Below are 26,111 nucleotides of genomic sequence, written 5' to 3' on the forward strand. Positions count from 1 at the left end.
TATATATCGTTAGTTACGCTAACGAAAGAGTTGCCAGGGTGACCTGCCCCATGGCCGGTGGGCCCGGCGCCGTCGGCAAGCCAGCGGCGGCGGAGTCTCGACCGGTGGGACCCGTCGGCGGGCCGGGTCGAGTGGTGGAAGGCCGCGGCCACGACGCCGTCGGGCATGTGACGATGCCGCCATCCGCATCCTGCCCACGACCCGAAGGAGTCCCGTGCTCGCCAGCACCGACCGCATCCAGACCAGCCACGCGGGCAGCCTGCCCCGCACGCCCGCACTGCTCGAGGCCAACGCCGCCCGCTCGGCCGGCGCCGGCCCCGCCGACTTCGACGAGCTGCTCAGTGCCGAGGTCACCGCCCTGGTCCGCCGGCAGCTCGACGCCGGCGTCACCGTCGTCGGCGACGGCGAGTACGGCAAGTCGATGAGCTCGCCGGTCGACTACGGCGCCTGGTGGTCCTACTCCTTCCAGCGCACCGGCGGGCTGGAGATCACCGGCGACCAGTCGTGGGCGACGGCGTCGGTCGAGTCGCGCCCCGGAGACACCCGCCTCACTGGCTTCCTCCACCGCCGAGACCGGCAGCTGTTCGCCGAGGCCTACGCCGACCCGACGTCGGGCATCTTCACCGGGGACGCCTCCGCCTCCCCGTTCCCGGTGTGTACCGGGCCGCTGAGCTACACCGGTCAGCAGGCGATCGCCGCGGACATCAGCAACCTCACCGGCGCGCTCGCCACCACCGGCGCCCAGGAGGGCTTCCTCACCGCGCTGTCACCCGGCAGCGCCGCCCGGATCGGCAACCAGCACTACACGACCGACGAGGAGTTCCTCTTCGCGTGGGCCGACGTGCTGCGTGGGGAGTACAAGGCGATCATCGACGCCGGCCTCGTGCTGCAGATCGACGACCCGTCCATCGCGGAGAACTTCGACCAGATCACCCCCGAGCCTAGCGTCGAGGACTACGTCGCCTTCACCCGGCTGCGGGTCGAGGCGCTCAACTACGCGCTGCGCGACCTGCCGGCGGACCGGATCCGGTTCCACCTGTGCTGGGGCAGCTGGCACGGCCCGCACACCACGGACATCGCGATGGCCGACATCGTCGGCACGATGCTGGAGATCAACGCCGGCGCGTACTCCTTCGAGGCGGCCAACGTCCGCCACGAGCACGAGTGGAAGGTGTGGCAGGACGTCGAGCTGCCCGAGGGCAAGCTCATCGTGCCCGGCGTCGTGTCGCACGCGACCAACGTCGTCGAGCACCCGCAGCTGGTGGCGGACCGGATCGAGCGGTTCGCGAGCGCCGTCGGCAAGGAGCGCGTCGTCGCGGCGACCGACTGCGGCCTCGGCGGGCGGGTCCATCCGCAGATCGCCTGGGCCAAGCTCGAGGCGCTGTCCGCCGGCGCCGAGCTCGCCACCCAGCGCCTCTGGCGCTGATTCCCACACCCTGACGCGCCCCCAGGCGGCCGGCTCCGCCGAGATCGGGTATCTCGGCAGAACCGGCCGCCTGGAGCGGCACCCCGGCCGTCCTTCCGCCGAGATCGGGTATCTCGGCGGCGGAGGCCGGCCAGACGTACGCCCTCGGTAGCAGATGCCCGGTCTCGCCGAGGGGTGGGGTGGCGGGGCGGCGCGACACGGGGCGTGCCGGTTTCAGGTTGGGGGCGGTTACGCTGGCGGGGTGCTGACCATCGCTGCGTCCCTGCCCAGCCCCGCCCAGGGCACGTGGTACCTCGGCCCGCTGCCGATCCNCGACCACCCACATCATCCAGTGGACCTTGCGGGCGCCGCCCTTCTTGGCCGCCGCCATGACGACGTAGGCAATGAAGCCCGCGCCGATGCCCACCGTGATCGAGTACGCGAACGGCATGAGCACGATGGTGAGGAACGCGGGCAGCGCGATCGAGATGTCGCGCCAGCTGATCTCGGTGACCTGCTGCATCATGAGGAAGCCGACGATGACCAGCGCCGGTGTGGCCGCCTCGTACGGCACGAACTCCGCGAGCGGCGCCAGGAAGGTCGAGAGCAGGAACGCGATACCGGTGACGACGGCCGCCAGCCCGGTGCGCGCACCGTCCCCGACGCCGGCCGCGGACTCGATGTAGCTGGTGTTCGACGAGACACCGGCCGCGCCACCGGCGGCCGCCGCGATCGAGTCGACGACGAGGATCTGGCGGGTGCGGGGCGGGTTGCCCTGCTCGTCGAGCAGGTCGGCCTCGGCACCGATGGCGACCATGGTGCCCATCGTGTCGAAGAAGTCGGCGAGCATGATCGAGAAGATGAGCAGCAGCGCCGCGATCGGGCCGATCTTGGTGAAGGCGCCGAACAGCGAGAAGTCACCGAAGGTGGCGAAGCTCGGGGTGGCGATGATGCTGCCGTCGATCGCGGGGACGGTCAGCCCCCAGCCGCCGGGGTTGCCCTCACCCATCTGGCCCACCTGCGCCACCGCCTCGACGACGCCGGCGAGGACGGTGGCCACGACGACGCCGATGAGGATCGCGCCACGGACCTTCTTGACGAGCAGCACCATGATGAGGAACAGGCCGACGACGAACACCAGGGCGGGCCAGCCCACGAGCGAGCCGTTGACACCCAGCTGCAGCGGCGTGCCGCCCGGGCGCACGATGCCGGCGTTCACCAGGCCGACGAGGGCGATGAACAGGCCGATGCCGACCGAGATCGCCACCTTCAGCTGCTGCGGCACCGCCCGGAAGACCGCCTCACGCAGCCCGGTGAGCACGAGGATGAGGATGAGGATGCCCTCGAGCACGATGAGCCCCATCGCGTCTGCCCAGGTCATGCCCTCGAGGCCGACGATCGTGTAGGCGATGAGCGCGTTGATCCCCATCCCGGCGGCGAGCGCCAGCGGGAACTTGGCCACCGACCCCATGAGGATGGACATCAGGCCGGCGACCAGCGCCGTCCCTGCCGCGACGGCGGCGAAGTTCGGGCCGTCGGTGCCGCCACCGAGGAAGGCGCCGGTGCTGTCCGGCGTCGACAGGATGAGCGGGTTGAGCACAAGGATGTAGCTCATCGCGAAGAACGTGACGATGCCGCCACGGATCTCCCGGGTGACCGTCGAGCCGCGCTCGGTGATCTTGAAGTAGCGGTCGATCCTGCTGAGGTCTTGGGTGCGCTTCGGCGCAGTAGTGGCCATGGGCGGCATGGTGCCAGAAGCCGGGTGTCGCAGGACACCCCTGTTCATGGCCGACGGCGGCGCACGTCACACTCGGGCGACTCCCCTACGATCGGGGCATGCGCATACCCGTCCCGCCGGAGACCCGTTCCGAGGACCTGCCGCCGGTGCGGGTCAACACGGTGACGATGGTGCTCGTCGGGATCGGCGCCTGGCTGGTGGGGCTCGTCGTCGTCCTCGTCCTGCGGGCCACCGGCGCGGACCTCGGCGAGGAGCTGCTGGTCTGCCTGGCCGGCATCGGCTTCGGGATCCTCGCGCTGGGCTGGGCAGTCCCCCAGCACCGGCGGTCGCTGCGTCGCGAAGCCGCAACGTCCGCCACCGAGGAGGACCCGCGGTGAAGGTCCTGCTGCCCGACACCCTGCCGCTGCACCTCGACGTCCCGGACGGCGTGACGACGGTCGTGCTCGACCTCACCGCGCCGATCCCCGACGCCCACACCGACGCCGAGGTGCTCGTCACGTGGGGCCAGGGCGTCCACCGGTTGCGCCGCATCGCCGCCGCGCTGCCGCGGCTGCGGTGGGTCCAGACACTCTCTGCCGGGCCGGACGCCGTCCTCGACGCGGGCCTCGCGCCGCACGTCGTCGTGACGTCGGGCCGCGGCCTGCACGACCTCACCGTCGCCGAGCACGCGCTCATGCTGATCCTTGCCGGCGTGCGGCGCGTCGACGCGATGGTCCGGGCGCAGGACGAGCACCGCTGGGCACGCGAGCTCGGCGGGCTCCAGCCGATGCGTCCCGAGGGCCGGCTCACCACCCTGCTGGGCGCGCGAGTGGTCGTGTGGGGCTTCGGCTCGATCGGCCAGACCCTCGCGCCCTACCTGCGGATGCTCGGGGCCGACGTCCGCGGCATCGCGCAGACCGCCGGCACCCGGGCCGGCTTCGAGGTCAGTGACGACGTCGACGGCGAGCTTGCGGCCGCCGACGTGCTCGTCATGGTGCTGCCCTCGCTGCCCGAGACCCGGCACGCGCTGGACGCCCGCCGGTTGTCACTGCTGCCCGGTCACGCCTGGGTGGTCAACGTCGGCCGAGGAGCCACGATCGACGAGGAGGCGCTCATCGCTGCCCTCGACGCCGGGGCCATCGGCGGCGCGGCGCTGGACGTCACCGAGACCGAGCCGCTGCCGGCGGACTCCCCGCTGTGGGCGGCGCCCAACCTCATCCTCTCGCCGCACGCGGCCGGTGGCCGGCCGGTGGGTGCCGAGCGGCTCCTCGAGGAGAACCTCGCAGCGTTCGTCGAGGGCCGCGAGCTGCGCAACGTGGTCCGGCCGTAGTACCGACTGCCGGCGCGGACAATCCAGCTCTCGCAGACAATCCAGCTCTCGCGGATAATCCAGCTCTCGCGGACGATCCAGCTAGTCGAGACCGGCACGACGGCGGGTGGTGCGGTTGGCGTGCACGGACCACCACGGCACCCACCGGCCGAGCGCGCCGGCGGCACCGAAGCTCACCACCCCCATCGCCGCGATCCCCAGCGCGAGCGAGCCCACTGCCGCACCGGCGGCGACCACCAGCGGACCAGCCGCACCGCCGGTGTCCTGGAACAGCCGCCAGATGCCGAGGAACTGGGAGCGCCCGGACTCCGGTGCGGCGTCCGCGCCAAGGGTCATGAGGATGCCCGAGCTCATCCCGTTGCCGAGGCCGAGGAGGGCGGCGACGACGCTCACCGAGGCGACGGTGGTGGTCAGCGGCAGCACGAGCAGCGCGAGGCCCATGGTGATCGTCGCCGGGATGCCGATCCACAGCCGCCCGAACTGGTCCATCACCTTGCCGGCCGGGTAGAAGAGCAGCATGTCCATGCCGCCGGCGAGCCCGAACACCAAGCTGATCACCGCGGGGTCGAGCCCGATGTGCTCGCCCCAGAGCGGCAGCACCGTCTGCCGGGCGCCGCGGGTGGCCCCCACGAGCAGCACCGCGAGGCCGAGCGAGGCGAACACCCGGCGGTGCGTGCGGAACACCTCGGCCATCCGGGGTGCCGGCCGGCCGGCCACCGCACCCGGCGCCGTCGTCGTGCCCCGCCCGCCCGGGCGCTCCGGCTCCCCGGTGCGCTCCGGCGGGACCGCGAGGAGGACCGCGGTGGCCGCGAGGGAGGTGCCGACGGCCAGCCAGTAGCCGTGCTGGACGTCGCCGCCGTGGATGACGGCCGCACCGGCGAACGGGCCGATGAACAGGCCGATCCGGTGGACGCCGGCGAGCGTGGACAGCACCCGGGCCCGACGCAGCGGCGGGGTGATCTCGGTGAGGTAGGCGTGGCGCGCGAGGTTGTAGACCGCGTTGGCGCCGCCGATGGCCAGCACGCTCACCGCCAGCAGCGCGAGGTTCGGCGCGAGCGCGCAGCCGATGAAGCCGGCCGCCGCGAGCAGGCCCGCGAGGATCATCGCGCCCCGGTCGCCGAGCCGGGCGGCCAGCGACCCCGCCGGCACGTCGACGAGGATCTGCCCGACGGCCAGCAGCGCCGCCATCACGCCCGCGACCGCCAGGGAGGCGCCGAGCTGGATCGCGGTGATCGCCACGATCGGCAGCATCGCGCCGACGCCGATCTCGAAGATGAGGGACGGCACGAAGGCGCCGAGCACCACCGGCCGCATCGGGAACATCGGGTCCTCGCCCCGGCGGACCGTCACGCTGCCGGTCCCGCAGCACCGGTGGCGGCGGGAGGTACGCCGGTCACCCGCGCGTGGTCACGCGTGGTCCGCGGCGGCCTCGTCCTGCTCGCCGGCGGGTGTCGGCTCGAGCTCGAGAACCTCGACGTCGAACTCGTCGATGACCGGCTCGGCGGCGTTCCAGATGCTCGCGCGGTGGCGCTCGCCGGTCTCGGAGTGCGACCCGCAGCCGTGGTCGAGGCTGACGACCGAGCCGTCGTCCGGCGACCACTCGTTGCCGCACACCCCGAAGGCGGTGCGCAGCGAGCCGGCGAGCGGCAGGAAGAAGGCGCACGTGGTGCAGGCCTCGGTGGCGGCCCGGGCACCGGCCGAGGTGGGGCCGCGGTCACCCTCGTACCAGCGCGTCGCCGCCTGGCGGCGGCCGGCGGCGGAGAGCACGCGAGCCCGGCCGAGCCCAACCTCGTAGGCGAGCTCGGGGCCCAGGGCGTCGGCATCCTCACCGGTGGCCTGATAGCCGACCTCGAGCCGTTCGTCGTCCCCGACGTAGGGCAGCACGTCGGTCGAGCTGACGTCGGAGGGCTGGAGACGCTCGGACCACGGCACCCAGTCCGGGGAGAGCAGCGCACGCTCGCCAGGACGCAGGTTGACCTCGGCCACGGTGGCGCGCCGGGCGCGGGGCGGCCGGTTGAGCGTGACCGCCCAGTACCAGCCGTGGTAGCCGGGGTCGAGCGCCTCGAACACGTGGGTGAGCACCCGGTCCGCCTCGAGGACGAAGCCGACGTGCTCGCCGACCCGTTCCTCGCCGGCGTCGGCGACGGCGGCCTCGCGAGCCTGGTCGACCGCCCCGGCGAGTACCGCTTCCTTGGGGGGCCGGGTCGCACGCGGCGTGAGGACAACTGATGAGGACACGGATCGATCCTAGTCTGCGACGCTCAGGCGTCGAACTGGTCAGCGAGCACGCGCAGCACCTGGGCGAGCTTGGTGCCCCGCCCGTGCTCGGGGTAGCGGCCACGGCGGAGGTCCCCGGAGGCCCGGTCGAGCTCGCGGATGAGGTCCTCGACGATCGGCACCATGTCCTCCGCGGGACGCCGGGTGGCACGAACCACCGAGGGCACCGGGTCCAGCATCCGCACCGAGAGCGCCGACGGACCGCGACGGCCGTCCGCCACGCCGAACTCGACCTTGGCGCCGGGCTTCGGGCTCGGGCTGTCCGCCGGCAGCGCCGAGGCGTGCAGGAAGACCTCACCGCCGTCGTCGTCGGCAATGAAACCGAAGCCTCGCTCGGCGTCGAACCACTTGACCTTGCCGGTGGGCACGTCTGACCTCTGCTCCTTGACTGCGGGATGGCGCACGGGCGTACGCGCACCTCCCAGGATAACCGTCGGTGACGGTCCTCGTCGGCCCTCTGGCACCGCAGATCCCCTGCCGCCGACGTGCCGGGGCACGAGCGGGGCGACCGGGTACCGCGGCGAAGCATTACCGTGGGTGGTGCCGCCCACGACGGAACCGGCACTCGAGGAGGCAAAGACATGTCGCAACCGCCGGCCGAGCAGGCCCCACGCCCGCTGACCGACCTCGCGCTGTGGCTCATCCGGTCCTACCCGACCGAGCCGGGCTGGGACGAGCTGCGCCTGTCCCTGCGACCACTGCGGGACAAGGTCCATTTCCAGGCGATCGAGGTCCGCGGCGAGCAGCGCACCGGCAAGATCGGCCAGCTGCTGCCGGGCAACCCGCCCTACGACCAGACCCGGGCGCTGCAGGACTCCCAGCTGCGGCCGGGCGCCGGCACCTGGATCGAGTCGTCGATCGTCGTCGCGGCCACCGGTTGGCCGCAGCCGTCCTTCCGCGTCACCGGGCAGTTCAGCCGGGACGCCGAGCCGGCGCCCTGGAAGGCCGACGACCAGGCGCTGGACGCCACCGACCTCGTCCACCACCTCACCCGTTACCCGAGGCAGCCGGGCCACGTCCCCGCATGGGTCCGTGACCGCATCCTCGCGGCCGGCCTCGAGGTGCCGATCGCCCCGGCCGAGGACGAGACGCACCCGGTCGACACCACCGCGATCCCCGTCGTCGTGGACATCGACCCCGCGGAGTCCGCTGACGACGTCCCACGGGCCGACCGGCCGCGCCCCGAGGCGCTGGACATCAGCGTCGACCGCGACGGTCCGGTGCTCGCCGACGGGACCCGTCCCGGGCGGCGCCGCTACCGGTTGGGCGGTTCGCTCCGGCTGATCGACGTCCTCGAGACGATCGGCAGCCCGCTGCCGTTCCTCGACGACCATGGCACGTGGATCGTGCGTCACGGCCAGCAGCGCGACGCCGGTCGTATCCTCGCCGTGCTCGAGCAGGGCGCCGGCGCCGGCGCCGCAACGTCGAGCCCGTCGACCTGCTCGACGACGACGACCGGCTCGAGCTCTACTACTGCTCGGTGCCCGGCGAGCTGGAGGTCGTCATCGACAGCGCCCGGCTCGGCGAGGTCAGCCTGCCGCCGGCGCCCGCGGACCCGCCGAACAACGAGGCGGTGCGGGACGCGGTCGCCGCCTTCGCCGAGACCCCTGGACAGCCGGCGATGTTCCACGTGCTGCGCCAGGCGCTCGGCGGCCGGCTCGTCCTCGACGCGACCGGCACGGAGCTACCCGCGGCCGGTGGCCGGCAGACCCAGTTCCAGCTCGCCACCCTCACCCTGCCCGACGGCGGTCGCGGGCTGGGCGTCTTCACCAGCAACAAGGAGCTGCTCGAGTTCCGCAACAAGTCCGCCACCGCCCCGGCCGACAAGATCACCGGCCTCGCGCAGAGCGGCACCGCCGTCCTCACGATGTTCCGGGACAACCCCGACATCGGCTGGCTCGTCGTCAACCCGGGCGGTCCGTCATGCCCGATCGGCAAGCCGGCGGCCACCTTCGCGCTGTCCGCCCCGAGCAACAGCGCGGTCAAGAACCTGCTGGGCCGCACCCACACCGCGCAGGAGCTCGTCACCGCGCTGAGCGTGCCCGACGCGCACCTGTTCGTCGCGCAGCGCACCACCGAGAGCGGGCAGGTGGGCCCGGCGATGCTGCGGGACAAGAACGACGGCAAGCCGATCATGATCGCTTTCACGTCACCCGCGGAGATCGCCGCCTACAACCCCGAGATGGGGGTGCTCAAGCTGCCGGTGTCCGCGGTGCTGCAGCTGACCCTCGCCAACCGGGCCAAGGCACTGATCCTCGACCCCGGCGGGCCTCGCGCCACGCTCGCCAGCGCGCAGGTCTGGCACATGCTCGGCAACCCCGAGCTGCCGGCTCCGGCGGAGCCCGCACCGGCGGTCGGCGGCGCCGCCCAGCCGGCCACCGAGGGCGGACCCGGCCAGGACGGGCCCGACCAGGACGGACCTGCCGCCGACGACGGGCCAGCGGTCGACGAGCCAGCGGTCGACGGGCGAACCGACACCGGCGAGGACGACTCCCCGGGCCGGCCGTGACGCGCTGATGCCGGCACCGCCCACCACTCGGCCCGGGCGCCGCACGGAGTCGGTGCTCGCGGCGCTGACCGCGCTCGACGACGCCGGGCTGCACGCGGTGCTGCACCACCGGCCGGACCTGGCGGTGCCGCCGCCGGCGTCGCTCGGTGCGCTGGCGGCCCGCGCTGCGTCCCGGCCCTCGGTGGAGCGCGCGCTGGCCGGCCTCGACCGGCACGTGCTCGACGTTGCCGAGGCGGTGTGCGCCCGCCACCCGCTCGGGCCGCTCGACCCCGCCGCCGTGGCCCACGACGTCGGCGCCGATCCCACCGCTGCCCTCGCCGCCCTCAGCGAGCTGCTGCTCGTCGTCGACGGCGTCCCGCTGCAGTCGCTGCTCGACGCCCTGGGGCCCTACCCGGCCGGCCTCGGCGCCCCGGCTGCCGGGTCGCCGGCGGGACCAGCCGCCACACCGGCCGCCGGACCACCGCTGGACAGCGTGAGCCTGCGCGACCGGCTGCGCACCGCCCCCGACCCCGCCCGCCGCGTGCTCGAGGCACTGCGCGACGGACCGCCGGTGGGCGTCGCCGGCCGGGGCGCCGCGGCCGCCGGCGTCCAGTGGCTGCTCGACCACGGCATCGTCGAGCCGGCGGGCCCGAACCAGGTCGCGCTGCCGCTGCAGACCGCGCTCCTCCTGCGCGAGGGCCGCACGCACCCGGCGGCGCTGCCGTCCGCGCCGCTGCCGGCCGGCCCGACCCGCCCCGCGCCGACCGTCGCGGCGGAGTCTGCCCGCGCCGCCGAGGAGATGGTGCGGCTCGTCGAGCAGCTCGTGCAGCGCTGGGCACTGGACCCCGCGCCGGCGCTGCGCGGCGGCGGGCTCGGCGTGCGGGAGATCGGCCGGCTGGCCACCGCGCTCGGCCTCACCCCCCAGACCACCGCGACCGTCATCGAGCTGGCGGCGGCTGCCGGCCTCGTCGGCGACGGCCAGGACCGCGAGGGGACCACGTTCCTCGCGGCAGCGCCGGCCGCCGAGGAGTGGCTCGCAGCGGACCTCCCGCACCGCTGGGCGGCGCTGGCCGCCGCGTGGCTCGGCTCGGGCCGCACGCCCTGGCTCGTCGGCGAGCGAGATGACCGCGGCACGCGGCTGGCAGCCCTCGGCCCGGGCCTGGACCGTAGCTGGGCGGCGCGGCTGCGCCGGCGGGTGGTCGCCGCGCTCGCCGGGCTGCCCGCGGGACTCGCGCCCGACCCGGCCGACCTCCACGCCCTGCTCGCGTGGTCGCGGCCGCGGGCCACGCCGGACGTCGCGAGCACCGCCGCCGTCCTCGGCGAGGCGGAGCTGCTCGGTGTCCTCGGCGCCGGCGCGCTCAGCTCCGGCGGTCGCGCCCTGGTCGACGGTGATACCGGTGCCGTCGCCGCCGCGCTGGCCGCCGACCTCCCGGCGCAGGTCGACGAGATCCTCGTCCAGGGCGACCTCACCGCCGTCGTCCCGGGACGGCCGTCCCCGGAGCTGGCGCGGCTCCTCGCGCTCAGCTCGGACGTCGAGAGCCGCGGAGCCGGGCTCACCGTCCGCTTCACCGACGGCTCCGTCCGGCGCGCGCTCGACGCCGGCACGACGCCGCAGGACCTGCTGTCCCGGCTCGGCCACACCTCGCGCACCCCGCTGCCACAGGCGCTGGAGTACCTCGTCACCGACGTCGGACGGCGGCACGGCCGGCTGCGGGTGGGCACCGCGACGAGCTACCTGCGCACGCCCGACGAGGCCACCACCCGGGAGCTGCTCGCTGACCCTCGGCTCGCCCCGCTCGCGCTGCACGAGATCGCCCCGACGGTGCTGGTCTCCGCGCTGCCGGCGGCCTCGCTGCTGCGGGTGCTGCGCGAGACCGGCGGGGCCCCGCTGCTCGAGGGCGCCGGCGGCGTCGTCGTCCCGGGCCGGCGCGACCGGCCGCCGGCGGTCCGCGTGACGCCGCGGCAGCAGCCCGAGGTCCGGGTGACCGCCCTCGACGACGACGCCCTCGCCCGGCTCGTCGGCCGCCTCCGGGCCGGCGCCGGCGCGCCGGACGGCGCGGACCCGGCGCACGCGGTGGCGCTGCTGCGTGACGCCGCGGCGTCCGGCACCGCGATGAGCGTCGTCGTCGCGGGACCGTCCGGCGCGGTGCAGCGCCGCCGGGTACGCCCGCTGTCGGTCGAGGGCGGCCGGGCCAGGCTGCTCGACCTCGACCGGCAGGGCGAGCTCGTCGTCGCCGTCCACCGCATCAGCGCCGTGGGTCCCGCCGGCTGACCGGTGTCGTTGCCCACCCGGCACTCCACCGGGCCCCGGGCCGGGGGACAATGACCAGATGCCCGACGGCCCGCTCATCGTCCAGTCCGACAAGACCCTCCTCCTCGAGATCGACCACCCGCGCTCCCGCGACGCCCGCCGCGCGATCGCCGCGTTCGCCGAGCTGGAACGCGCCCCGGAGCACGTCCACACCTACCGGATCACCCCGCTGGGGCTGTGGAACGCCCGAGCCGCCGGGCACGACGCCGAGCAGGTCGTCGCCACCCTCATCGACTACTCCCGCTACCCGGTGCCGCACGCGCTGCTCGTCGACGTCGCCGAGACGATGGACCGCTACGGACGGCTGCGGATCGTCGCGCACCCGGCGCACGGCCTCCTGCTCGAGACCACCGACGCCCCCGTCCTCGAGGAGGTGCTGCGCTCCAAGCGCACCGCGGGCCTCGTGGGCGCGCGGGTCGACGCCACCTCCGTCGTCGTCCACCCCAGCGAGCGCGGCCGGCTCAAGCAGGTGCTGGTCAAGCTCGGCTGGCCGGCGGACGACCTCGCCGGGTACGTCGACGGCGAGGCACACGCGATCGCACTCGACACCACGGAGTGGTCCCTGCGGCCGTACCAGACCGAGGCCGTCGACGGCTTCTGGGACGGTGGCTCCGGCGTCGTCGTCCTGCCGTGCGGTGCCGGCAAGACCCTCGTGGGTGCCGCCGCCATGGCCCGCTCCGGCACGACGACGCTCATCCTGGTGACCAACACCGTCTCCGCGCGGCAGTGGCGCAGCGAGCTGCTGCGCCGGACCACGCTCACCGAGGACGAGATCGGCGAGTACTCCGGGGCGCGCAAGGAGGTGCGGCCGGTGACCATCGCGACCTACCAGGTGCTCACCACCCGCCGCAAGGGCGTCTACACGCACCTCGAGCTGCTCGACGCCCGCGACTGGGGGCTGGTCGTCTACGACGAGGTCCACCTGCTGCCGGCGCCGATCTTCCGGATGACCGCGGACCTGCAAGCGCGCCGCCGGCTCGGGCTGACCGCGACCCTCGTGCGCGAGGACGGCCGGGAGTCGGAGGTGTTCTCTCTTATCGGTCCCAAGCGGTACGACGCGCCGTGGAAGGACATCGAGGCGCAGGGGTACATCGCCCCGGCCGAGTGCACCGAGGTACGCCTGACGCTGCCGGAGCGCGACCGGATGGTCTACGCATCCGCAGAGGCCGACGAGCGCTACCGGCTGGCGGCCACCGCGGGCGGCAAGGACGACGTCGTCGCCCGGCTCCTCGCCCGCCACCCGGGTGAGCCGGCCCTGGTCATCGGGCAGTACCTCGACCAGCTCGAGGACCTCGGCAACCGGCTCGACGCCCCGGTGATCACCGGGGCCACGCCGGTCGACGAGCGCGAGCGGCTCTTCGGCATGTTCCGCGCCGGAACGCTGCCGATGCTCGTGGTGTCGAAGGTCGCGAACTTCTCCATCGACCTGCCCGAGGCGAGCGTCGCGGTCCAGGTCTCAGGCTCCTTCGGCTCCCGGCAGGAGGAGGCGCAGCGCCTCGGCCGGCTGCTGCGGCCGAAGACCGACGGGAAGACGGCGCACTTCTACACGGTGGTCGCCCGGGACACCGTCGACCAGGAGATGGCCGCCCACCGCCAGCGCTTCCTCGCCGAGCAGGGGTACGCCTACCGGATCCTCGACGCCGAGGAGATCGACGCGGTCAGCTGAGCACCGCCCGGCCGCTGCTGGGTCAGACCGAGACGTCGACGGACACCGGCAGCTGGTCGGCGGAGACGTCGGCGGACACCCGCAGCGACGCGGCGAAGGCCCGGACCAGCCGGGCGCCACCGCCGCGGGACTCCTCGGCGTGCGCGGCGACCTGGGCGCTGATCACGTCGAGGTCCAGCCCGTCGCGCGCCGCCCACCGCTCGAGCTGGCCGTGGTCGATCTCGGGGTGGAACTGCACACCCAGCGCGGAACCGACCCGGGCCGCCTGGAAGGGGTACATCGGCGACTGCGCCAGCCACGTCGCGCCGGCCGGCAGCTCGACGACGGCGTCACGGTGCAGCGCCGGCTGGTAGATCTCGCCACGGCCGTCGAACATCGCCGACAGCACCGGGTCGGCGGCGGACGCCGGCCGCGCCTTGACCCGGATCATCCCCGCCTCCGGCCCCGGGGGCGCCGCGACCGTCACCCGGCCGCCGGTCGCCTTGACGAGCAGCTGGAAGCCCAGGCCGATCGCCAGCGTCGGGACACCACGCTCGACCGCGGCGGCGAGCAGCTCGCCGGTGGCCGTGAGCCACGGCGCCTCGTCGTTGTCATACACGCCCATGGCGCCGCCGAGGACCACGAGCCCGTCCCCGACGCACTCGATCGTCGGCACCGGCTCGCCCTGCCAGGCGTGGACGGTGAGCGGCTCGACGTCGTCGAGCCAGTCGGGCAGGTGCCCGGCGGACGCTGCGGAGTCGTGCTGGACGATTGTCATGGTGGGGGCAAACACGCGATAGATAGTACCCACGACCCGCAGTCCCGGGAAGCACCCGGGCCGGCCGGCATCCCCATTGCATTGCGTGCGACGGGAAGCGAAGATCACCAGGTGACCTCCCACCGCTCGACCGCCGCCCGGCGGTTCGCCCTCCTGCCCCTCCTCGCGCTGCTGACCGCCATGCTCGCCCTTGTCGCCTCCCCGGCGGCGGCCGAGCCACCGTCCTTCCTCCAGGACCGTGTCACCGACAACGCCGGTGCGCTCGCCGGCGGCGAGGCCGAGGAGATCGAGGAAGCCGTCGCTGAGCTGCAGGACGAGACCGGGATCACACTGTTCACCGTCTACGTCGACACCTTCGACGGGATGAGCCGCGAGGCGTGGGCCGAGCAGACGTTCACGGCCTCCGACATGGGCACCGACGACGCGCTGCTCGCCGTCGCCGTCGAGGACCGAAGCTTCTTCCTCGGCGGGGACACCACCACCGTCACGACCGAGGGCTACAACGAGATCAGCAGCGAGTGGGTCGAACCCGAGCTGGCGAGCGACAGCTGGGGCGCCGCGGCCGTCGCGGCCGCGCAGGGGCTCCAGGAGTGGGAGGACGGCGGCGGTAGCGGCGGAGGCGGCGGTGGGACCGCGTTCGCCACGCTCCTCGTCGTCGGCCTCGTGGTCATCGCGCTCATCGCGCTGGTGGTGTGGGCCGCCAACCGCAAGAAGCAGCGCACCGGCGCGCCCCGCGGGCCGGACGGGCGCGAGCTGCCGGCCGACCACCCGCTGCGGCTGCCGACCGAGGAGCTCAACAAGCGTGCCGGCTCGGCGCTCGTCGCCGTCGACGACGCCGTGCGCTCCTCCGAGGAGGAGCTCGGCTTCGCCCAGGCGCAGTTCGGCCTGCAGGCCACCGACACCTTCACCAAGGCGCTGGCCGAGGCCAAGCAGAAGACCGGCCGGGCCTTCCAGGTCCGCCAGCTGCTCGACGACGACAACCCGGAGACCGAGCCGCAGGCCCGCACGATGATGGCCGAGATCCTCACGCTGTGCGACGAGGTCGCCCAGACCCTCGAGGCGCAGGCCGCGCGCTTCACCGAGCTGCGGGACATGCAGTCCCGCGCACCGCAGGCCCTCACCGAGATGGAGCAGCGTGCCGGCGAGGTCGAGGCCCGGCTGAGCACCGCGCAGGTCGTCCTCGACGGCCTCGCCCGGCGGTACCCGGCAGCCGCGCTCACCTCGGTGGCGCAGAACCCCGAGCACGCCCGCGCGCTGCTCGACGCCGCCCGTGACGCCGTCGCGCAGGGACGGGAGCGGATCACCGCGGACGACCGGCCGGCCGCCGTCGCCGCGGCCTACACCGCCGAGGAGGCGATCGGTCAGGCCGCGTCGCTGCTCGACGCCGTCGACCGGGCCGACGACGACCTCGCCCAGGCCTCCCAGCACCTCGACGCCGCACTCGCCTCGATCGGCTCCGACATCCAGGACGCCGCGAGGCTCGCGCCCGACGACGCCATCGTGACCCCCCGGGTGGTCGAGGCCCGCGCCGCCATCGAGCAGGGCAGCGCAGCGCGGCAGGGCGGCGACCCGCTGGCGGCGCTGGAGCGCCTCGCGGCCGCGGAGGACGCGCTCGACGCGGCGCTGGCGCCGTCCCGGGAGATGGAGGACCGCCACCAGCGCGCTCGCGCCCAGCTCGACCGGCGACTGTCCGCCGTCAACGCCAAGATCTCCGGCGTCTCGGAGTTCATCCGTACCCGGCGCGGCGCCGTCGGCAGCGAGGCCCGGACCCGGCTCGCCGAGGCGACCCGGCTGGCCGAGGACGCCTCGCGGCTCGCGGCGAGCGACCCGGAGGCCGCACTGGCGGCGCTCCAGCAGGCCGAGCAGCGCGCCACTGCCGCGCAGCAGCTCGCCGAGCGTGATGCCGGTTCCTTCCACGACCCGTTCGGTGGCGGTGGCGGCTTCGGCGGCGGTCAGCGAGGCGGCGGCCGGCGAGGTGGGCTCGACGTCGGCTCCCTCATCCTCGGCGGCATCCTCCTTGGTGGCGGCGGTGGCGGGCGGCGCGGCGGTTGGGGCGGTGGCGGCGGCTTCGGCGGCGGGGGCGGCTTCGGGGGCGGTGGCGGCGGCTTCGGCGGTGGTGGCGGCGGATTCGGCGGCGGAGGCGGCCGGTTCTGACCCCCGAGCACCGCGGACTTCTCCGCGCGGCACGACGTCCACGTCCGGTCTACGGCAAGATCACTCTCACCAGAATCAGTCCAGCATCAATGAGAACGACGACGAAGGGCAGCACCATGGCAGAGAAGCAGAGCATCCTGGGCCGGATCGCCCAGCTCACCCGGGCGAACATCAACTCGCTCATCGACCGTGCCGAGGACCCGCAGAAGATGCTGGACCAGCTCGTGCGCGACTACACCAACTCGATCGTCGAGGCCGAGGAGGCCGTCGCGGTCACCATCGGCAACCTGCGTCTCGCCGAGCAGGACCACGCCGCGGACCTCGCCGACGCCCGCGACTGGGGCAACAAGGCGCTGGCCGCGTCGAACAAGGCCGAGGACCTACGGAAGTCGGGCAACGCCGGCGAGGCCCAGCGCTTCGACGAGCTCGCCAAGATCGCGATCACCAAGCAGATCAGCGCCGAGGGCGAGGCGCGCACCGCCGAGCCGATGATCACCTCCCAGAACGAGGTCGTCGATAAGCTCAAGAGCGGGCTGACCCAGATGCGCAGCAAGCTCGAGGAGCTGAAGTCCAAGCGCGACCAGCTCGTCGCCCGCTCGAAGACCGCCGAGGCCCAGGGCAAGGTGCAGAGCGCGATCTCCTCGATCAACGTGCTCGACCCCACCACCGAGATCTCGCGCTTCGAGGAGCAGGTCCGCAACGAGGAGGCCCGCGTCGCCGGCCACGCGGAGATCAACGCCGGCTCGCTGGAGTCGCAGTTCGCCGAGCTCGAGGACTACGGCACCAAGACCGAGGTCGAGCTGCGCCTCGCCGCCCTCAAGGGCGGCCAGCAGCCCACCCAGATCGAGTCCTGACCCCCACCCCCTCACCCCACCCCTCACCCCACCCCCTCACCGACAGCGGGATTGTCACCGACAGCCGACTTGTCACCGACAGCCGACTTGTCGCCGACAGCGGGATTGTCCACGAGCGCCCCGGCCCCCACATGGGCCGGGGCGCTCGGCCGTCGTCGGCCGCGCGCGTCAGCCGCGTCGTCGGCGACGTCTACAGTGAAGCCATGTCCGACGACACCCACCCCGGCACGTACCTCCTCATCGACGGGGAGAACATCGACGCCACGCTCGGCATGAGTGTGCTCGGCCGGCGCCCGGCACCCGAGGAGCGGCCCCGCTGGGACCGGATCCTCGGCTTCGCCGAGTCGGTGTGGGACCAGTCCGCCAAGGGCCTGTTCTTCCTCAACGCCACCTCCGGCCAGATGCCGATGAGCTTCGTCCAGGCGTTGCTGGCGATGCACTTCCACCCCATCCCGCTGTCCGGCTCGGTCAACGAGTCCGTCGTGGACATCGGAATCCAGCGCACCCTCGAGGCCATCAACGAGCGCGGCGGCGACGTCCTCCTCGCCAGCCACGACGGCGACTTCCTGCCCCAGGTGGAGGCGCTGCTCGACTCGGGCCGGCGCGTGGGCGTCATCGCCTTCCGTGAGTTCGTCAGCTCCAGCCTGTCCGACCTCACGTCGCGCGGCCTGCGGATCTTCGACCTCGAGGACGACCTCGGCGCGTTCCAGGCACCGCTCCCCCGCGTGCGGATCATCCCGCTCGCGAGCTTCGACCCGGTCCGCTACCTCTGACCGACGTGCCTCCGTTGCTCCTGCACGGGGTCCGGCTGGTGCCGGTCGGCGGCGCCCGCCCGACGGCGGACCCAGCGCGGGCCGCCCGACCGTCCGATGCGCCGGTGGACGTCCGCCTCGCCGACGGCCGGGTCACCGAGGTCGCGCCGCGGCTGCGTGCTCGGCCGGACGAGACCGTGGTGGACGCCGAGGGGCGCTGGGCCATTCCCGGGCTGTGGGACCAGCACGTCCACAGCGGGCAGTGGGCCAGCTCCTTCACCCGGCTCGACCTCGGCGCCGCCACCAGTGCGGCCGAGGTCGTCGAGCGCGTGCGACTCGCCGCGACGGACCGGGGTGCAGCCGGCGCCATGCTCGAGGGATATGGCTTCCGGGACGCGCTGTGGCCGGACCTGCCGACGACGGCGGCGCTCGACGCCGTCGCCCCGCACGTGCCCGTCGTCCTCATCTCTGGCGACGTCCACTGCGGCTGGCTCAACAGCGCCGCGCTGCGGCAGCTTGGGCTGCCACCGACCGCCGACGTCGTCCGGGAGCACGAGTGGTTCGACGCGCTCGCCCGCCTCGGCCAACGTTCCCGGCCCGACGACGGGTACGCCCGCGCCGTCGCCCATGCGGCCGCCCGCGGGGTGGTCGGGATCGTGGACATGGAGTTCGCGCCGAACCACCGCCAGTGGCCGTCTCGGATCGCCGGCGGGATCGACGCTCTCCGGGTGCGCACCGGGGTGTACCTCGATGACCTCGACGACGTCCTCGACGCCGGGCTGCGTACCGGTGACGAGCTGGCCGGCGGACGGGGGCTGCTGACGATGGGGCCCGTCAAGGTCATCACCGACGGCGCCCTCAACACCCGCACCGCCTTCTGCCACGAGCCGTACCCGATGCCCCGCGGCGAGGCGACTGCCGGGCGACCGGACCTGGCCGACCCGGGCAACGGCGAGCTCACGGTGCCGCTGGAGGAGCTGTGCGCGCTCATGCGGCGAGGGCACGCCGGCGGCCTCGAGATGGCCGTCCACGCCATCGGCGACGCCGCGAACCACGTCGCGCTGGACGCCTTCGCAGCCACCGGCGCCCGCGGCTCGATCGAGCACGCCCAGCTGCTCGCGCCGGCCGACGTGCCCCGGTTCGCATCCCTCGAAGTCGCCGCCAGCGTGCAGCCGGCGCACCTGCTCGACGACCGGGACGTCGTCGAGGCGTACTGGCCGGGGCGAGGTGGCGCCACGTTCCCGCTGCGAGCACTGCTCGACGCCGGGGCGCAGCTGCGCTTCGGCTCTGACGCACCGGTGGCGCCGATGGACCCCTGGCTGGCGATGGCCGCCGCGGTCCACCGCACCGCCGACGACCGCGCGCCGTGGCACCCCGAGCAGCACATCACGCCCGCCGAGGCGCTCGCGGCGAGCACCGACGGGTGGGGCACGGTGGCCCCCGGCCACCCTGCCGACATCGTCCTGCTCGACGCCGATCCACTGGCGCACACCGAGCCGGCGACCGCCGCGGCGGTCCTGCGCACGATGGCCGTCCACACCACCGTGGCCGCCGGCCGCATCACCCACCAAACCCCCTGACCTCTCGACAGCAGACTCCTCACCGACAGCAGACTTGTCACCGACAGCGGGATTGTCACCGACAGCAGACTTGTCACCGACAGCGGGATTGTCTGCACCGGCTCCGCCGCCGTACAGCTCCACCGCTCAGTTCGACGGCGTTGCGATTCACAGCGCCCGGCTCGCCCGCCGCATTGGCTGCCGGCGCCGTCCACTCTCCTGCCATGAGCCTGATCCTGGACGACGGCCCCTTCACCTACCGCGATGCCGAGCGTGGCGGACTGACCGACCGAAGGCTTCATGAGCTGTGCGCTTCCGGTCAGCTGCTACGCCCGCACCGCGGCATCTACCTGCCCGCTCACCTGGACAAGGACCTCGACGCCCGCGCGGCATCGTTCGCCCGGGTCCTGCCGCCCGGCGCCGCCATCGCCCGCGAGTCCGCCGCCTGGCTCATGGGAGTCGACGTCCGCCCACCGGGGCGCTGGCAGGAGCCGCCCACCCTCGAGTGCGTCGTTCCGCTCGGCGCGACTCGGCCCGTCCGTCCTGACGTCAGCGCGTTCATCAGCTCGCTGCCGCCCGACGACGTCGTCATCATCGGCGGCCTCCCCTGCACGACTCCCACACGCACCGCGCTCGATCTCGCTCGCTACCGGCCACGCTTCGTCGGTCTCGGTGCCGTCGATGCTCTCGCACATGCCGGCCTCACCAGCGTCAGTGATCTCCGGGAAGGCCTCGCCACGTTGGGTGGCCACCGGTTCGTCAAGCGGGCGCGTCAGGTGGTCGAGCTCTGCGACCCGCGAGCCGAGTCGGCGGGCGAGTCATGGTGCCGGCTTCGGCTCCACGAGGCCGGACTGCCGCCGACCGGCGTCCAGATCAGCCTCTGCGACCACACCGGCCGGGAGATCTACCGACTCGATATGGGCTATGTCGAGGAGCAGATCGGCGTCGACTACGACGGCGTCGAGCACCATCTCCGCACGCCTGAGCAGCGCCGTCGTGACGATGCTCGAGAGCTCGATGTCCAGCGCCGGTTCGGCTGGACGCTCGCTCGCGCCGGATCGGTCGACGTCCTCGGACGTCAACCGCACTTGGAGGGTGCGGTGATGGGCCTGCTCGGGATTTCCCGGGAGTTCCGCCGCCGCTCCTGGAACGATTAGCTCGTGTGGACAATCCCGCTGTCGGTGACAAGTCTGCTGTCGGTGACAAGTCTGCTGTCGGTGACAAGTCTGCTGTCGGTGACAAGTCTGCTGGCGCGGGAGTTCGGGTGGTGTTCAGGAAACTTCCAGGCTGGCGGCGCACACTGGGAGGATGACTACGGAAGCTGCCCGTCTGCTCGTGGTCGACGACGAGCCGAACATCCGCGAGCTGCTCACCACCTCGCTGCGGTTCGCCGGATTCGACGTCATCGCGGCAGCGGACGGCAACGAGGCGATACGCCAGGCCCGTGAGGGCGCGCCCGACCTCATCGTGCTCGATGTCATGCTCCCCGACATGGACGGCTTCACCGTCACCCGGCGGCTACGCGACGCCGGCCAGCACACGCCGGTCCTCTTCCTCACCGCCCGTGACGACGTCTCCGACAAGCTCACCGGCCTCACCGTCGGCGGCGACGACTACGTCACCAAGCCGTTCAGCCTCGAGGAGGTCGTCGCCCGCATCCGGGCGATCCTGCGACGCACCCGGAGCGACGACGGCCAGGACGGCATGCTGCGCCACGCGGACCTCGAGCTCGACGAGGACACCCATGACGTGCGGCGGGCCGGCCGCGAGATCGACCTGTCGCCCACCGAGTTCAAGCTGCTGCGCTACCTCATGATCAATGCCGGCCGCGTGGTCTCCAAGACGCAGATCCTCGACCACGTCTGGGAGTACGACTGGGACGGCGACGGCGCGATCGTCGAGTCCTACATCTCCTACCTGCGCCGGAAGATCGACGGCCGCGGCACCGACGGCGCACAGGTCGCGCCCCTGATCCACACCAAGCGCGGTGTTGGCTACATGCTGCGTGAACCGTCCGGCAGCTGACCCGTGTACACCTCCGCCCCCGGGCTGCCGCCAGGGCCCGCTCCGGCATCCCGTCGCCGACGTCACGTGCTCGCGCTGCGCACCCGGCTGGTGGTGCTCACCGTCGTGCTGCTCGGTGTAGGACTGGCCGCGGCGGGGGCGACCACCGCGACCCTGCTGCGCAGCTACCTGCTCAGCCAGATCGACCAGCAGATCGCCGCCGCCGCGGGCAACCTCGACTCGCGCAACGTCACACGGCTGGTCACCGGGTCCACTGACGACTTTGGCTTGCCCAGCGACTACCTCGTCCTAGTGCAGCTGGACGGCGCCCGGCCCAGGCCGCCGTTCGTCCGGGAGTTGACCATCGAGAGCTTCGGCCGCCCCGAGCTGCCCGAGCCCCCGGACACCACGGAGACCGGCGTCGGCTACACCGTCGACAGCGACCAGCCGGGCCAACGGTGGCGGGCGATCACCTACCCCATCGAGTCATCCCTGACGTCCTCGCCGGTCGGCACCGTGACGGTGGCACTGCCGCTGTCTGGAGCCGACGAGACCCTGCAGCGCATCAATGTCGTCATCGTGCTCACCACGGTCATCGTCATCGTGCTCGGTGCCGGCGCGGCCTGGTGGCTGGTGCGGCGCGAGCTGCGCCCCCTCGCCGAGATCGAGCAGACCGCGGGCGCCATCGCCGCCGGCGACCTGTCCCGACGCGTGCCCGACGCAGATTCGCGCACCGAGGTGGGCCGGCTCTCGCTGGCGCTCAACATCATGCTCGCGCAGATCGAGCAGGCCTTCGCTGCGCAGGCGGCCTCGGAGAGCCAGATGCGGCGGTTCGTCTCCGACGCCAGCCACGAGTTGCGCACCCCGCTCGCTACCGTGCGCGGCTACGGCGAGCTCTACCGGATGGGCGCGATCCCCGACGGTGAGCTGCCAGCGGCGATGGCGCGGGTGGAGTCCGAGGCGCGCCGGATGGGCGAGCTGGTGACCGATCTGCTGCAGCTCGCCAGGCTCGACGAGGGGCGCCGGATCGCCCGCGAACCGGCGGACCTGCGGGTGCTCGTCACCGACGCGATGGCCGACCTTCGCGCCCTTGACCCCAGCCGCACCGCGACCCTGCTCGAGCTGCCGGGCACCGCGGCGGGCAGCTGCGTCGTCGTCGGCGACGAGAGTGCGCTGCGGCAGGTGCTGTCGAACATCCTCGGCAACGTCATCCGCTACACCCCGGCCGGGACGCCGGTGGAGTTCGCGATAGGCCGCACCGTGGACGCTGTGGTCGTGGAGGTCCGTGACCACGGGCCGGGGATCGACCCGGCGCACGCGGAGGAGGTCTTCGAGCGCTTCTACCGGCTCGACGGCTCCCGGGCGCGCACGTCGGGCGGGTCTGGGCTCGGCCTGGCGATCGTCGCGGCGATCGTCGCCGCTCACGGCGGCACCGCTCGCGTGCTACCCACCGACGACGGCGGGACCACCGTCCGTCTCGAGCTGCCGGCCGCCCGGTGAGGTCCCGGCGCCTTACGTCGGAGGGTCTGCGCTCGTCAGGCCGGGTAGATGCTGACCTCGGCGGCCTTGACCGCGAACGTCACGTCCTCGCCGACCGCCAGGCCGAGAGTCGCGACCGACGGCGCGGTGATGTCCGCCGACATGAGTATGCCTGACCGCGTCCGGCCGCGGATCCGCACCAGCTCCCCCTGCTGCTCGATCCCCACCACCCGCACCGCGACGGAGTTCCGCGGGCTGCCACCGGAGGGGTCGCGGTGCACGGCGACGGCGCGGGGGCTGAAGGTCGCTGCTGCCGGGTCGCCCGCACGCCCCGCGCCGTCAGGCAGCCCATGGACGACAAGTCCGTCGGCCACCCGCACCGCCCCGCCGTCGACCCGGGCACCGACCACCAGGTTGACGCCGGCGAACCGCGCCGCAAAACCGGAGCGGGGGCGGGTGAGGACCTGCAGCGTCGGGCCCTCCTCGACCACCCGGCCGTTCTCGAGGACGGCGACGGCGTCGGCCAGCGCCAGCACGTCGAGCAGGTCGTGGGTGGCGATGACGGCCGTGCGACCGGCCTCCCGCAGGGACGTGCGCAGCACCTGGCGCAGCTCGGCCGCGGCGTCGATGTCCAGTGCCGAGAGCGGCTCGTCGAGCAGCAGCAGCTGCGGCTCGGGAGCGAGCGCACGGGCGAGCGCGACACGCTGCTGCTGCCCGCCGGAAAGCTCCCGGGGCCTGCGGGAGGCGAGGTCGGCACCACCCACCTCCTCGAGCCGGGCCAGCGCGACCTCCTGCGCCCGGGACCGGCCCCAGCCCAGCGCGCGGGGCCCGAAGGCCACGTTCGCGAGCGCGTCGAGGTGGGGCAGGAGCAGCGGTTCCTGGGCGAGCAACGAGATCTGCCGCTGGTGCGGCGGGACCCAGGCCGCGCCGTCGGCCACCCGGCGGCCGCCCACGTCGACCGTGCCGGAGCTCGGACGAAGCGTCCCTGCGGCGAGGCCGACGACCGTCGACTTGCCGGCCCCGTTGGCGCCGAGCAGCGCCAGCACCTGACCCGCCGGGGCCTCGAGGTCGACGCGCACGTCGCGGTCGGCCACCGACGCGTGGACCGCGAGCGCCGCGGTCACGGCGCGCCCACCGGCTCTGCGGCTCGGTCGGGGCCCTGGCCGACCCGCCGCACGGTGCGGCGGCCCGGTCGCTGCGTGGCCAGCACGAGGGCGGCGGCGAGCAGGATGAGGATGAGCGAGAGCGCGATGGCGGCGTCAGGGTCGGTCTCGCGCTGCAGGTAGATCTCCAGCGGGAGGGTGCGGGTGACGCCCTGGAGCGAGCCGGCAAAGGTGAGGGTGGCGCCGAACTCGCCGAGGCAGCGAGCGAATGCCAGGGCGATCCCCGAGCCCAGGGCCGGCGCCAGGAGCGGCAGCGTCACCCGTCGCAGGACGGTCGTCGGCCGCGCGCCCAGGGTGGCGGCGATGACCTCGTGACGGCGCCCCGCGGTTCGCGCGGCCCCCTCGACGGAGATGATGAGGAACGGCATGGCGACGAAGGCCTGGGCGAGGATCACCGCCGTCGTCGAGAACGCGATGTCGACCCCCAGCACCTCGAGCCTCTCCCCGAGCAGGCCGCGGCGGCCGAAGGTGGTGAGCAGCGCGAGGCCGGAGACCACCGGGGGCAGCACGAGGGGCAGCAGCACGATGGTGCGCACGACCCGGGCGCCGGGGAACCGGGTCCAGGCGAGCAGCAGTGCGAGCGGCACGCCGAGCACGACGACGAGCAGCGTGGCGGCGAGCGAGGTCCGCAGGCTCAGCCCCAGGGCAGCGAGCGACGCCTCCGAGGTGAGCAGCTCCGGGAGCCGGGCCCACGGCACCCGTAGCGCCATGCCGAGCACCGGCAGCCCGATGAGCAGGACCCCGACGGCGGCCGGCAGCAGGAGCCCGCGCGGCAGACCGCCGGTGAGATCCTCCCCGCCGGCGGGCAGACGACGGACCCGGGCCTGGCGACCGGGGGCGCGCCGGGGCGATCGAGCCGTTCCCGGCGCCCTGTTCCCCGGCTCGTCGACCGCCCGTGGCGCCCTCATGGCGCCCCGAAGCCGGCCTCGCCGAGCACCTGCTGCGCCTCGGCGCCGCCGAGGAACTCCGCCCAGGCCGCCGCCAGCTCCGGCTGGTCGGTGCCGGCAGTGACGGCGACCGGGTAGCGGTTGACAACCTCGTCGGCCCGGTCGACCGCGATGACGTCTACCGCGGCACCGGCCGAGGCCGCGTCGGTCGCGTAGACGAGGCCGGCGTCGCCCTGCCCTGACGTGACCTTGCCGAGCACGTCGGTGACGCTGCCCTCCTCGCTCACCGGCGAGAGCGTCACGCCTAGCAGCCCGCTCAGCGTGTGGGTGGCTTCACCGCACGGCACCTGGGGCGCACAGGTCACCAGGGCTGCGTCGTCGAGACTCTCGTCCAGCCCGGTGACGCCGGCCGGGTTGCCGGCCGGGGTGACGAGCGTGAGGACGTTGGCGGCGAAGACGTCCGGCTCACCGTCGATGTTCCCGGCCTCGACGGCGCTAGCCATCGTCGACTCGTTGGCGGTGGCGAGCGCGTCGGCCGGGGCGCCGGCGTCGAGCTGGGCGACGAGGTCGGCGGACCCGGCGAAGGAGAAGGCAACCTCGGTGCCGGGGTGCTCCGCGGCGAACAGGTCGGCAATCTCCTCGAAGACGACGTTGAGGGAGGCCGCGGCGAACACGGTGAGCTCGCCGCTGAGGTCATCGCTGCCGGTCGTACCGTCGGTGGCGTCCGCGTCCGCCGACGTGGTCGGGTCCTGGGCAGCGTCGTCGGACGTACCGCTACCGCCACAAGCGCCGAGCAGGAGAACGGAGGCCAGCGAGGCGCCCAGCAGCGCACGGCGACGCCTCATGTCCCTTCCCGGGGCGACTCCACGATGACCGTCGTCGCCTTGACGACGGCGGTGGCCAGCGACCCCGGCTCCAGCCCGAGCTCGTCGACGGCCTCGGCACTCATCAAGGAGACCATGCGGAACGGTCCGCACTGCAGGTCGACCTGCGCCATCACGCCGTCGCGGACCACCCGGGTGACGAGGCCGGTGAACCGGTTGCGGGCCGAGGAGCCGACGACGGCGTCCCCGAGGGTTGCCGGCCGCGCCGCGTACTCCTGGGCACGGTGGGCGAGGCCGGCACCGTCGATCACCTTGCGACCGGCGTCGTCGAGGTCGGCGGTCAGGAGACCGTCATCCACCCAGCGCCGGACGGTGTCATCGCTGACTCCCAGCAGCACGGCAGCATCATTGATCCGGTAGTGCGGCATGGTTCCGACAATATCACCGCACCTGCGGGGTGCTGGACTCCAAACATCCGCAGAAG

At 73.6% G+C, this 26,111-nt stretch carries 23 protein-coding genes and 1 pseudogene; 14 read left to right on the top strand and 10 right to left on the bottom strand.

Annotated elements, in window-relative coordinates:
- Positions 1-214 precede the first annotated feature (214 nt).
- Complete coding sequence (locus tag V2J52_RS13400; RefSeq protein WP_331228224.1) at positions 215-1,426, top strand: cobalamin-independent methionine synthase II family protein; 1,212 nt, start codon at positions 215-217, stop codon at positions 1,424-1,426.
- A gap of 316 nt (positions 1,427-1,742) precedes the next feature.
- Here V2J52_RS13400 and V2J52_RS13405 read toward each other — a convergent pair.
- Positions 1,743-3,143: pseudogene (locus V2J52_RS13405) on the bottom strand (NCS2 family permease); the annotation flags it as partial.
- Positions 3,144-3,241: 98 nt separating this feature from the next.
- Here V2J52_RS13405 and V2J52_RS13410 point away from each other — a divergent pair.
- Together V2J52_RS13410 and V2J52_RS13415 are read left to right on the top strand one after the other, a co-directional pair.
- Positions 3,242-3,520 (top strand): DUF2530 domain-containing protein, encoded by a 279-nt coding sequence (locus V2J52_RS13410; protein ID WP_331228225.1) that lies wholly within the window; start codon positions 3,242-3,244, stop codon positions 3,518-3,520.
- The gene (locus V2J52_RS13415) at positions 3,517-4,452 is read left to right on the top strand and encodes a phosphoglycerate dehydrogenase (protein WP_331228226.1); all 936 of its coding nucleotides are present in this window, start codon (positions 3,517-3,519) and stop codon (positions 4,450-4,452) included. Before V2J52_RS13410 ends, V2J52_RS13415 begins: the two co-directional genes overlap by 4 nt.
- Before the next feature lie 81 nt (positions 4,453-4,533).
- Here the strand turns inward: V2J52_RS13415 and V2J52_RS13420 are convergent, their stop codons facing one another.
- The 4 genes from V2J52_RS13420 to V2J52_RS13435 all read right to left on the bottom strand — a co-directional run bounded on the left by V2J52_RS13420 (position 4,534) and on the right by V2J52_RS13435 (position 7,699).
- Positions 4,534-5,802 (bottom strand): MFS transporter, encoded by a 1,269-nt coding sequence (locus tag V2J52_RS13420; protein WP_331228227.1) that lies wholly within the window; start codon positions 5,800-5,802, stop codon positions 4,534-4,536.
- A 57-nt stretch (positions 5,803-5,859) separates the two neighbouring features.
- The gene (locus V2J52_RS13425) at positions 5,860-6,690 is read right to left on the bottom strand and encodes a DUF3027 domain-containing protein (RefSeq protein ID WP_331228228.1); all 831 of its coding nucleotides are present in this window, start codon (positions 6,688-6,690) and stop codon (positions 5,860-5,862) included.
- A 23-nt stretch (positions 6,691-6,713) separates the two neighbouring features.
- The gene (locus tag V2J52_RS13430) at positions 6,714-7,097 is read right to left on the bottom strand and encodes a cold-shock protein (protein WP_331228229.1); all 384 of its coding nucleotides are present in this window, start codon (positions 7,095-7,097) and stop codon (positions 6,714-6,716) included.
- Between the two features lie 419 nt (positions 7,098-7,516).
- On the bottom strand, positions 7,517-7,699 hold the full coding sequence (locus V2J52_RS13435) for a hypothetical protein (RefSeq protein ID WP_331228230.1): 183 nt from the start codon (positions 7,697-7,699) through the stop codon (positions 7,517-7,519).
- 369 nt (positions 7,700-8,068) lie between these two features.
- On the opposite strand from V2J52_RS13435, the gene V2J52_RS13440 reads away from it, so the two are divergent.
- Genes V2J52_RS13440 through V2J52_RS13450 form a run of 3 tightly spaced genes read left to right on the top strand, consistent with a single transcriptional unit; the run spans position 8,069 to position 13,194 of the window.
- Entirely contained in the window at positions 8,069-9,238 is a 1,170-nt protein-coding gene (locus V2J52_RS13440) for an SseB family protein (protein WP_331228231.1), read from the top strand.
- A gap of 7 nt (positions 9,239-9,245) precedes the next feature.
- Complete coding sequence (locus V2J52_RS13445; RefSeq protein ID WP_331228232.1) at positions 9,246-11,489, top strand: helicase-associated domain-containing protein; 2,244 nt, start codon at positions 9,246-9,248, stop codon at positions 11,487-11,489.
- A 58-nt stretch (positions 11,490-11,547) separates the two neighbouring features.
- On the top strand, positions 11,548-13,194 hold the full coding sequence (locus tag V2J52_RS13450; protein ID WP_331228233.1) for a DNA repair helicase XPB: 1,647 nt from the start codon (positions 11,548-11,550) through the stop codon (positions 13,192-13,194).
- A 22-nt stretch (positions 13,195-13,216) separates the two neighbouring features.
- Here V2J52_RS13450 and V2J52_RS13455 read toward each other — a convergent pair whose 3' ends face one another.
- Positions 13,217-13,966 carry a type 1 glutamine amidotransferase gene (locus V2J52_RS13455; RefSeq protein ID WP_331228234.1) on the bottom strand — a complete coding sequence of 250 codons (750 nt, stop codon included), beginning with the start codon at positions 13,964-13,966 and terminating at the stop codon, positions 13,217-13,219.
- Positions 13,967-14,062: 96 nt separating this feature from the next.
- Here V2J52_RS13455 and V2J52_RS13460 point away from each other — a divergent pair, with 96 nt between their 5' ends.
- The 8 genes from V2J52_RS13460 (at position 14,063) to V2J52_RS13495 (ending at position 22,774) form a co-directional block, all read left to right on the top strand.
- Positions 14,063-16,105, top strand: a complete 2,043-nt coding sequence (locus V2J52_RS13460; protein ID WP_331228235.1) for a TPM domain-containing protein — start codon at positions 14,063-14,065, stop codon at positions 16,103-16,105.
- A 116-nt stretch (positions 16,106-16,221) separates the two neighbouring features.
- A complete protein-coding gene (locus V2J52_RS13465; RefSeq protein ID WP_331228236.1) occupies positions 16,222-16,959 on the top strand; it encodes a PspA/IM30 family protein in 738 nt (245 codons plus the stop codon).
- A 203-nt stretch (positions 16,960-17,162) separates the two neighbouring features.
- The gene (locus V2J52_RS13470) at positions 17,163-17,732 is read left to right on the top strand and encodes an NYN domain-containing protein (protein ID WP_331228237.1); all 570 of its coding nucleotides are present in this window, start codon (positions 17,163-17,165) and stop codon (positions 17,730-17,732) included.
- A 5-nt stretch (positions 17,733-17,737) separates the two neighbouring features.
- Entirely contained in the window at positions 17,738-19,291 is a 1,554-nt protein-coding gene (locus tag V2J52_RS13475; RefSeq protein WP_331228238.1) for an amidohydrolase, read from the top strand.
- A gap of 203 nt (positions 19,292-19,494) precedes the next feature.
- Positions 19,495-20,427: a type IV toxin-antitoxin system AbiEi family antitoxin gene (locus tag V2J52_RS13480; protein WP_331228239.1), complete on the top strand. Its 933-nt coding sequence runs from the start codon at positions 19,495-19,497 to the stop codon at positions 20,425-20,427.
- Positions 20,428-20,432: 5 nt separating this feature from the next.
- Positions 20,433-20,582 (top strand): hypothetical protein, encoded by a 150-nt coding sequence (locus V2J52_RS13485; protein ID WP_331228240.1) that lies wholly within the window; start codon positions 20,433-20,435, stop codon positions 20,580-20,582.
- Entirely contained in the window at positions 20,579-21,295 is a 717-nt protein-coding gene (locus tag V2J52_RS13490; RefSeq protein WP_331228241.1) for a response regulator transcription factor, read from the top strand. Before V2J52_RS13485 ends, V2J52_RS13490 begins: the two co-directional genes overlap by 4 nt.
- A 3-nt stretch (positions 21,296-21,298) precedes the next feature.
- Positions 21,299-22,774 carry a sensor histidine kinase gene (locus V2J52_RS13495; RefSeq protein WP_331228242.1) on the top strand — a complete coding sequence of 492 codons (1,476 nt, stop codon included), beginning with the start codon at positions 21,299-21,301 and terminating at the stop codon, positions 22,772-22,774.
- A gap of 35 nt (positions 22,775-22,809) precedes the next feature.
- Here V2J52_RS13495 and V2J52_RS13500 read toward each other — a convergent pair whose 3' ends face one another.
- The 4 genes from V2J52_RS13500 to V2J52_RS13515 are packed head-to-tail and all read right to left on the bottom strand — an operon-like array spanning position 22,810 to position 26,055.
- Positions 22,810-23,877, bottom strand: a complete 1,068-nt coding sequence (locus V2J52_RS13500) for a sulfate/molybdate ABC transporter ATP-binding protein (RefSeq protein WP_331228243.1) — start codon at positions 23,875-23,877, stop codon at positions 22,810-22,812.
- Positions 23,874-24,824, bottom strand: coding sequence for an ABC transporter permease (locus V2J52_RS13505; RefSeq protein ID WP_331228244.1), 951 nt, complete (start codon positions 24,822-24,824; stop codon positions 23,874-23,876). The genes V2J52_RS13500 and V2J52_RS13505 overlap by 4 nt, the downstream gene beginning before the upstream one ends.
- Positions 24,821-25,648, bottom strand: a complete 828-nt coding sequence (gene modA, locus V2J52_RS13510) for a molybdate ABC transporter substrate-binding protein (protein WP_331228245.1) — start codon at positions 25,646-25,648, stop codon at positions 24,821-24,823. The genes V2J52_RS13505 and modA overlap by 4 nt, the downstream gene beginning before the upstream one ends.
- A complete protein-coding gene (locus V2J52_RS13515) occupies positions 25,645-26,055 on the bottom strand; it encodes a TOBE domain-containing protein (RefSeq protein ID WP_331228246.1) in 411 nt (136 codons plus the stop codon). Before V2J52_RS13515 ends, modA begins: the two co-directional genes overlap by 4 nt.
- Positions 26,056-26,111 lie beyond the last annotated feature (56 nt).

The organism is Georgenia sunbinii (assembly GCF_036421875.1).
Lineage (GTDB): Bacteria > Actinomycetota > Actinomycetes > Actinomycetales > Actinomycetaceae > Georgenia_B > Georgenia_B sunbinii.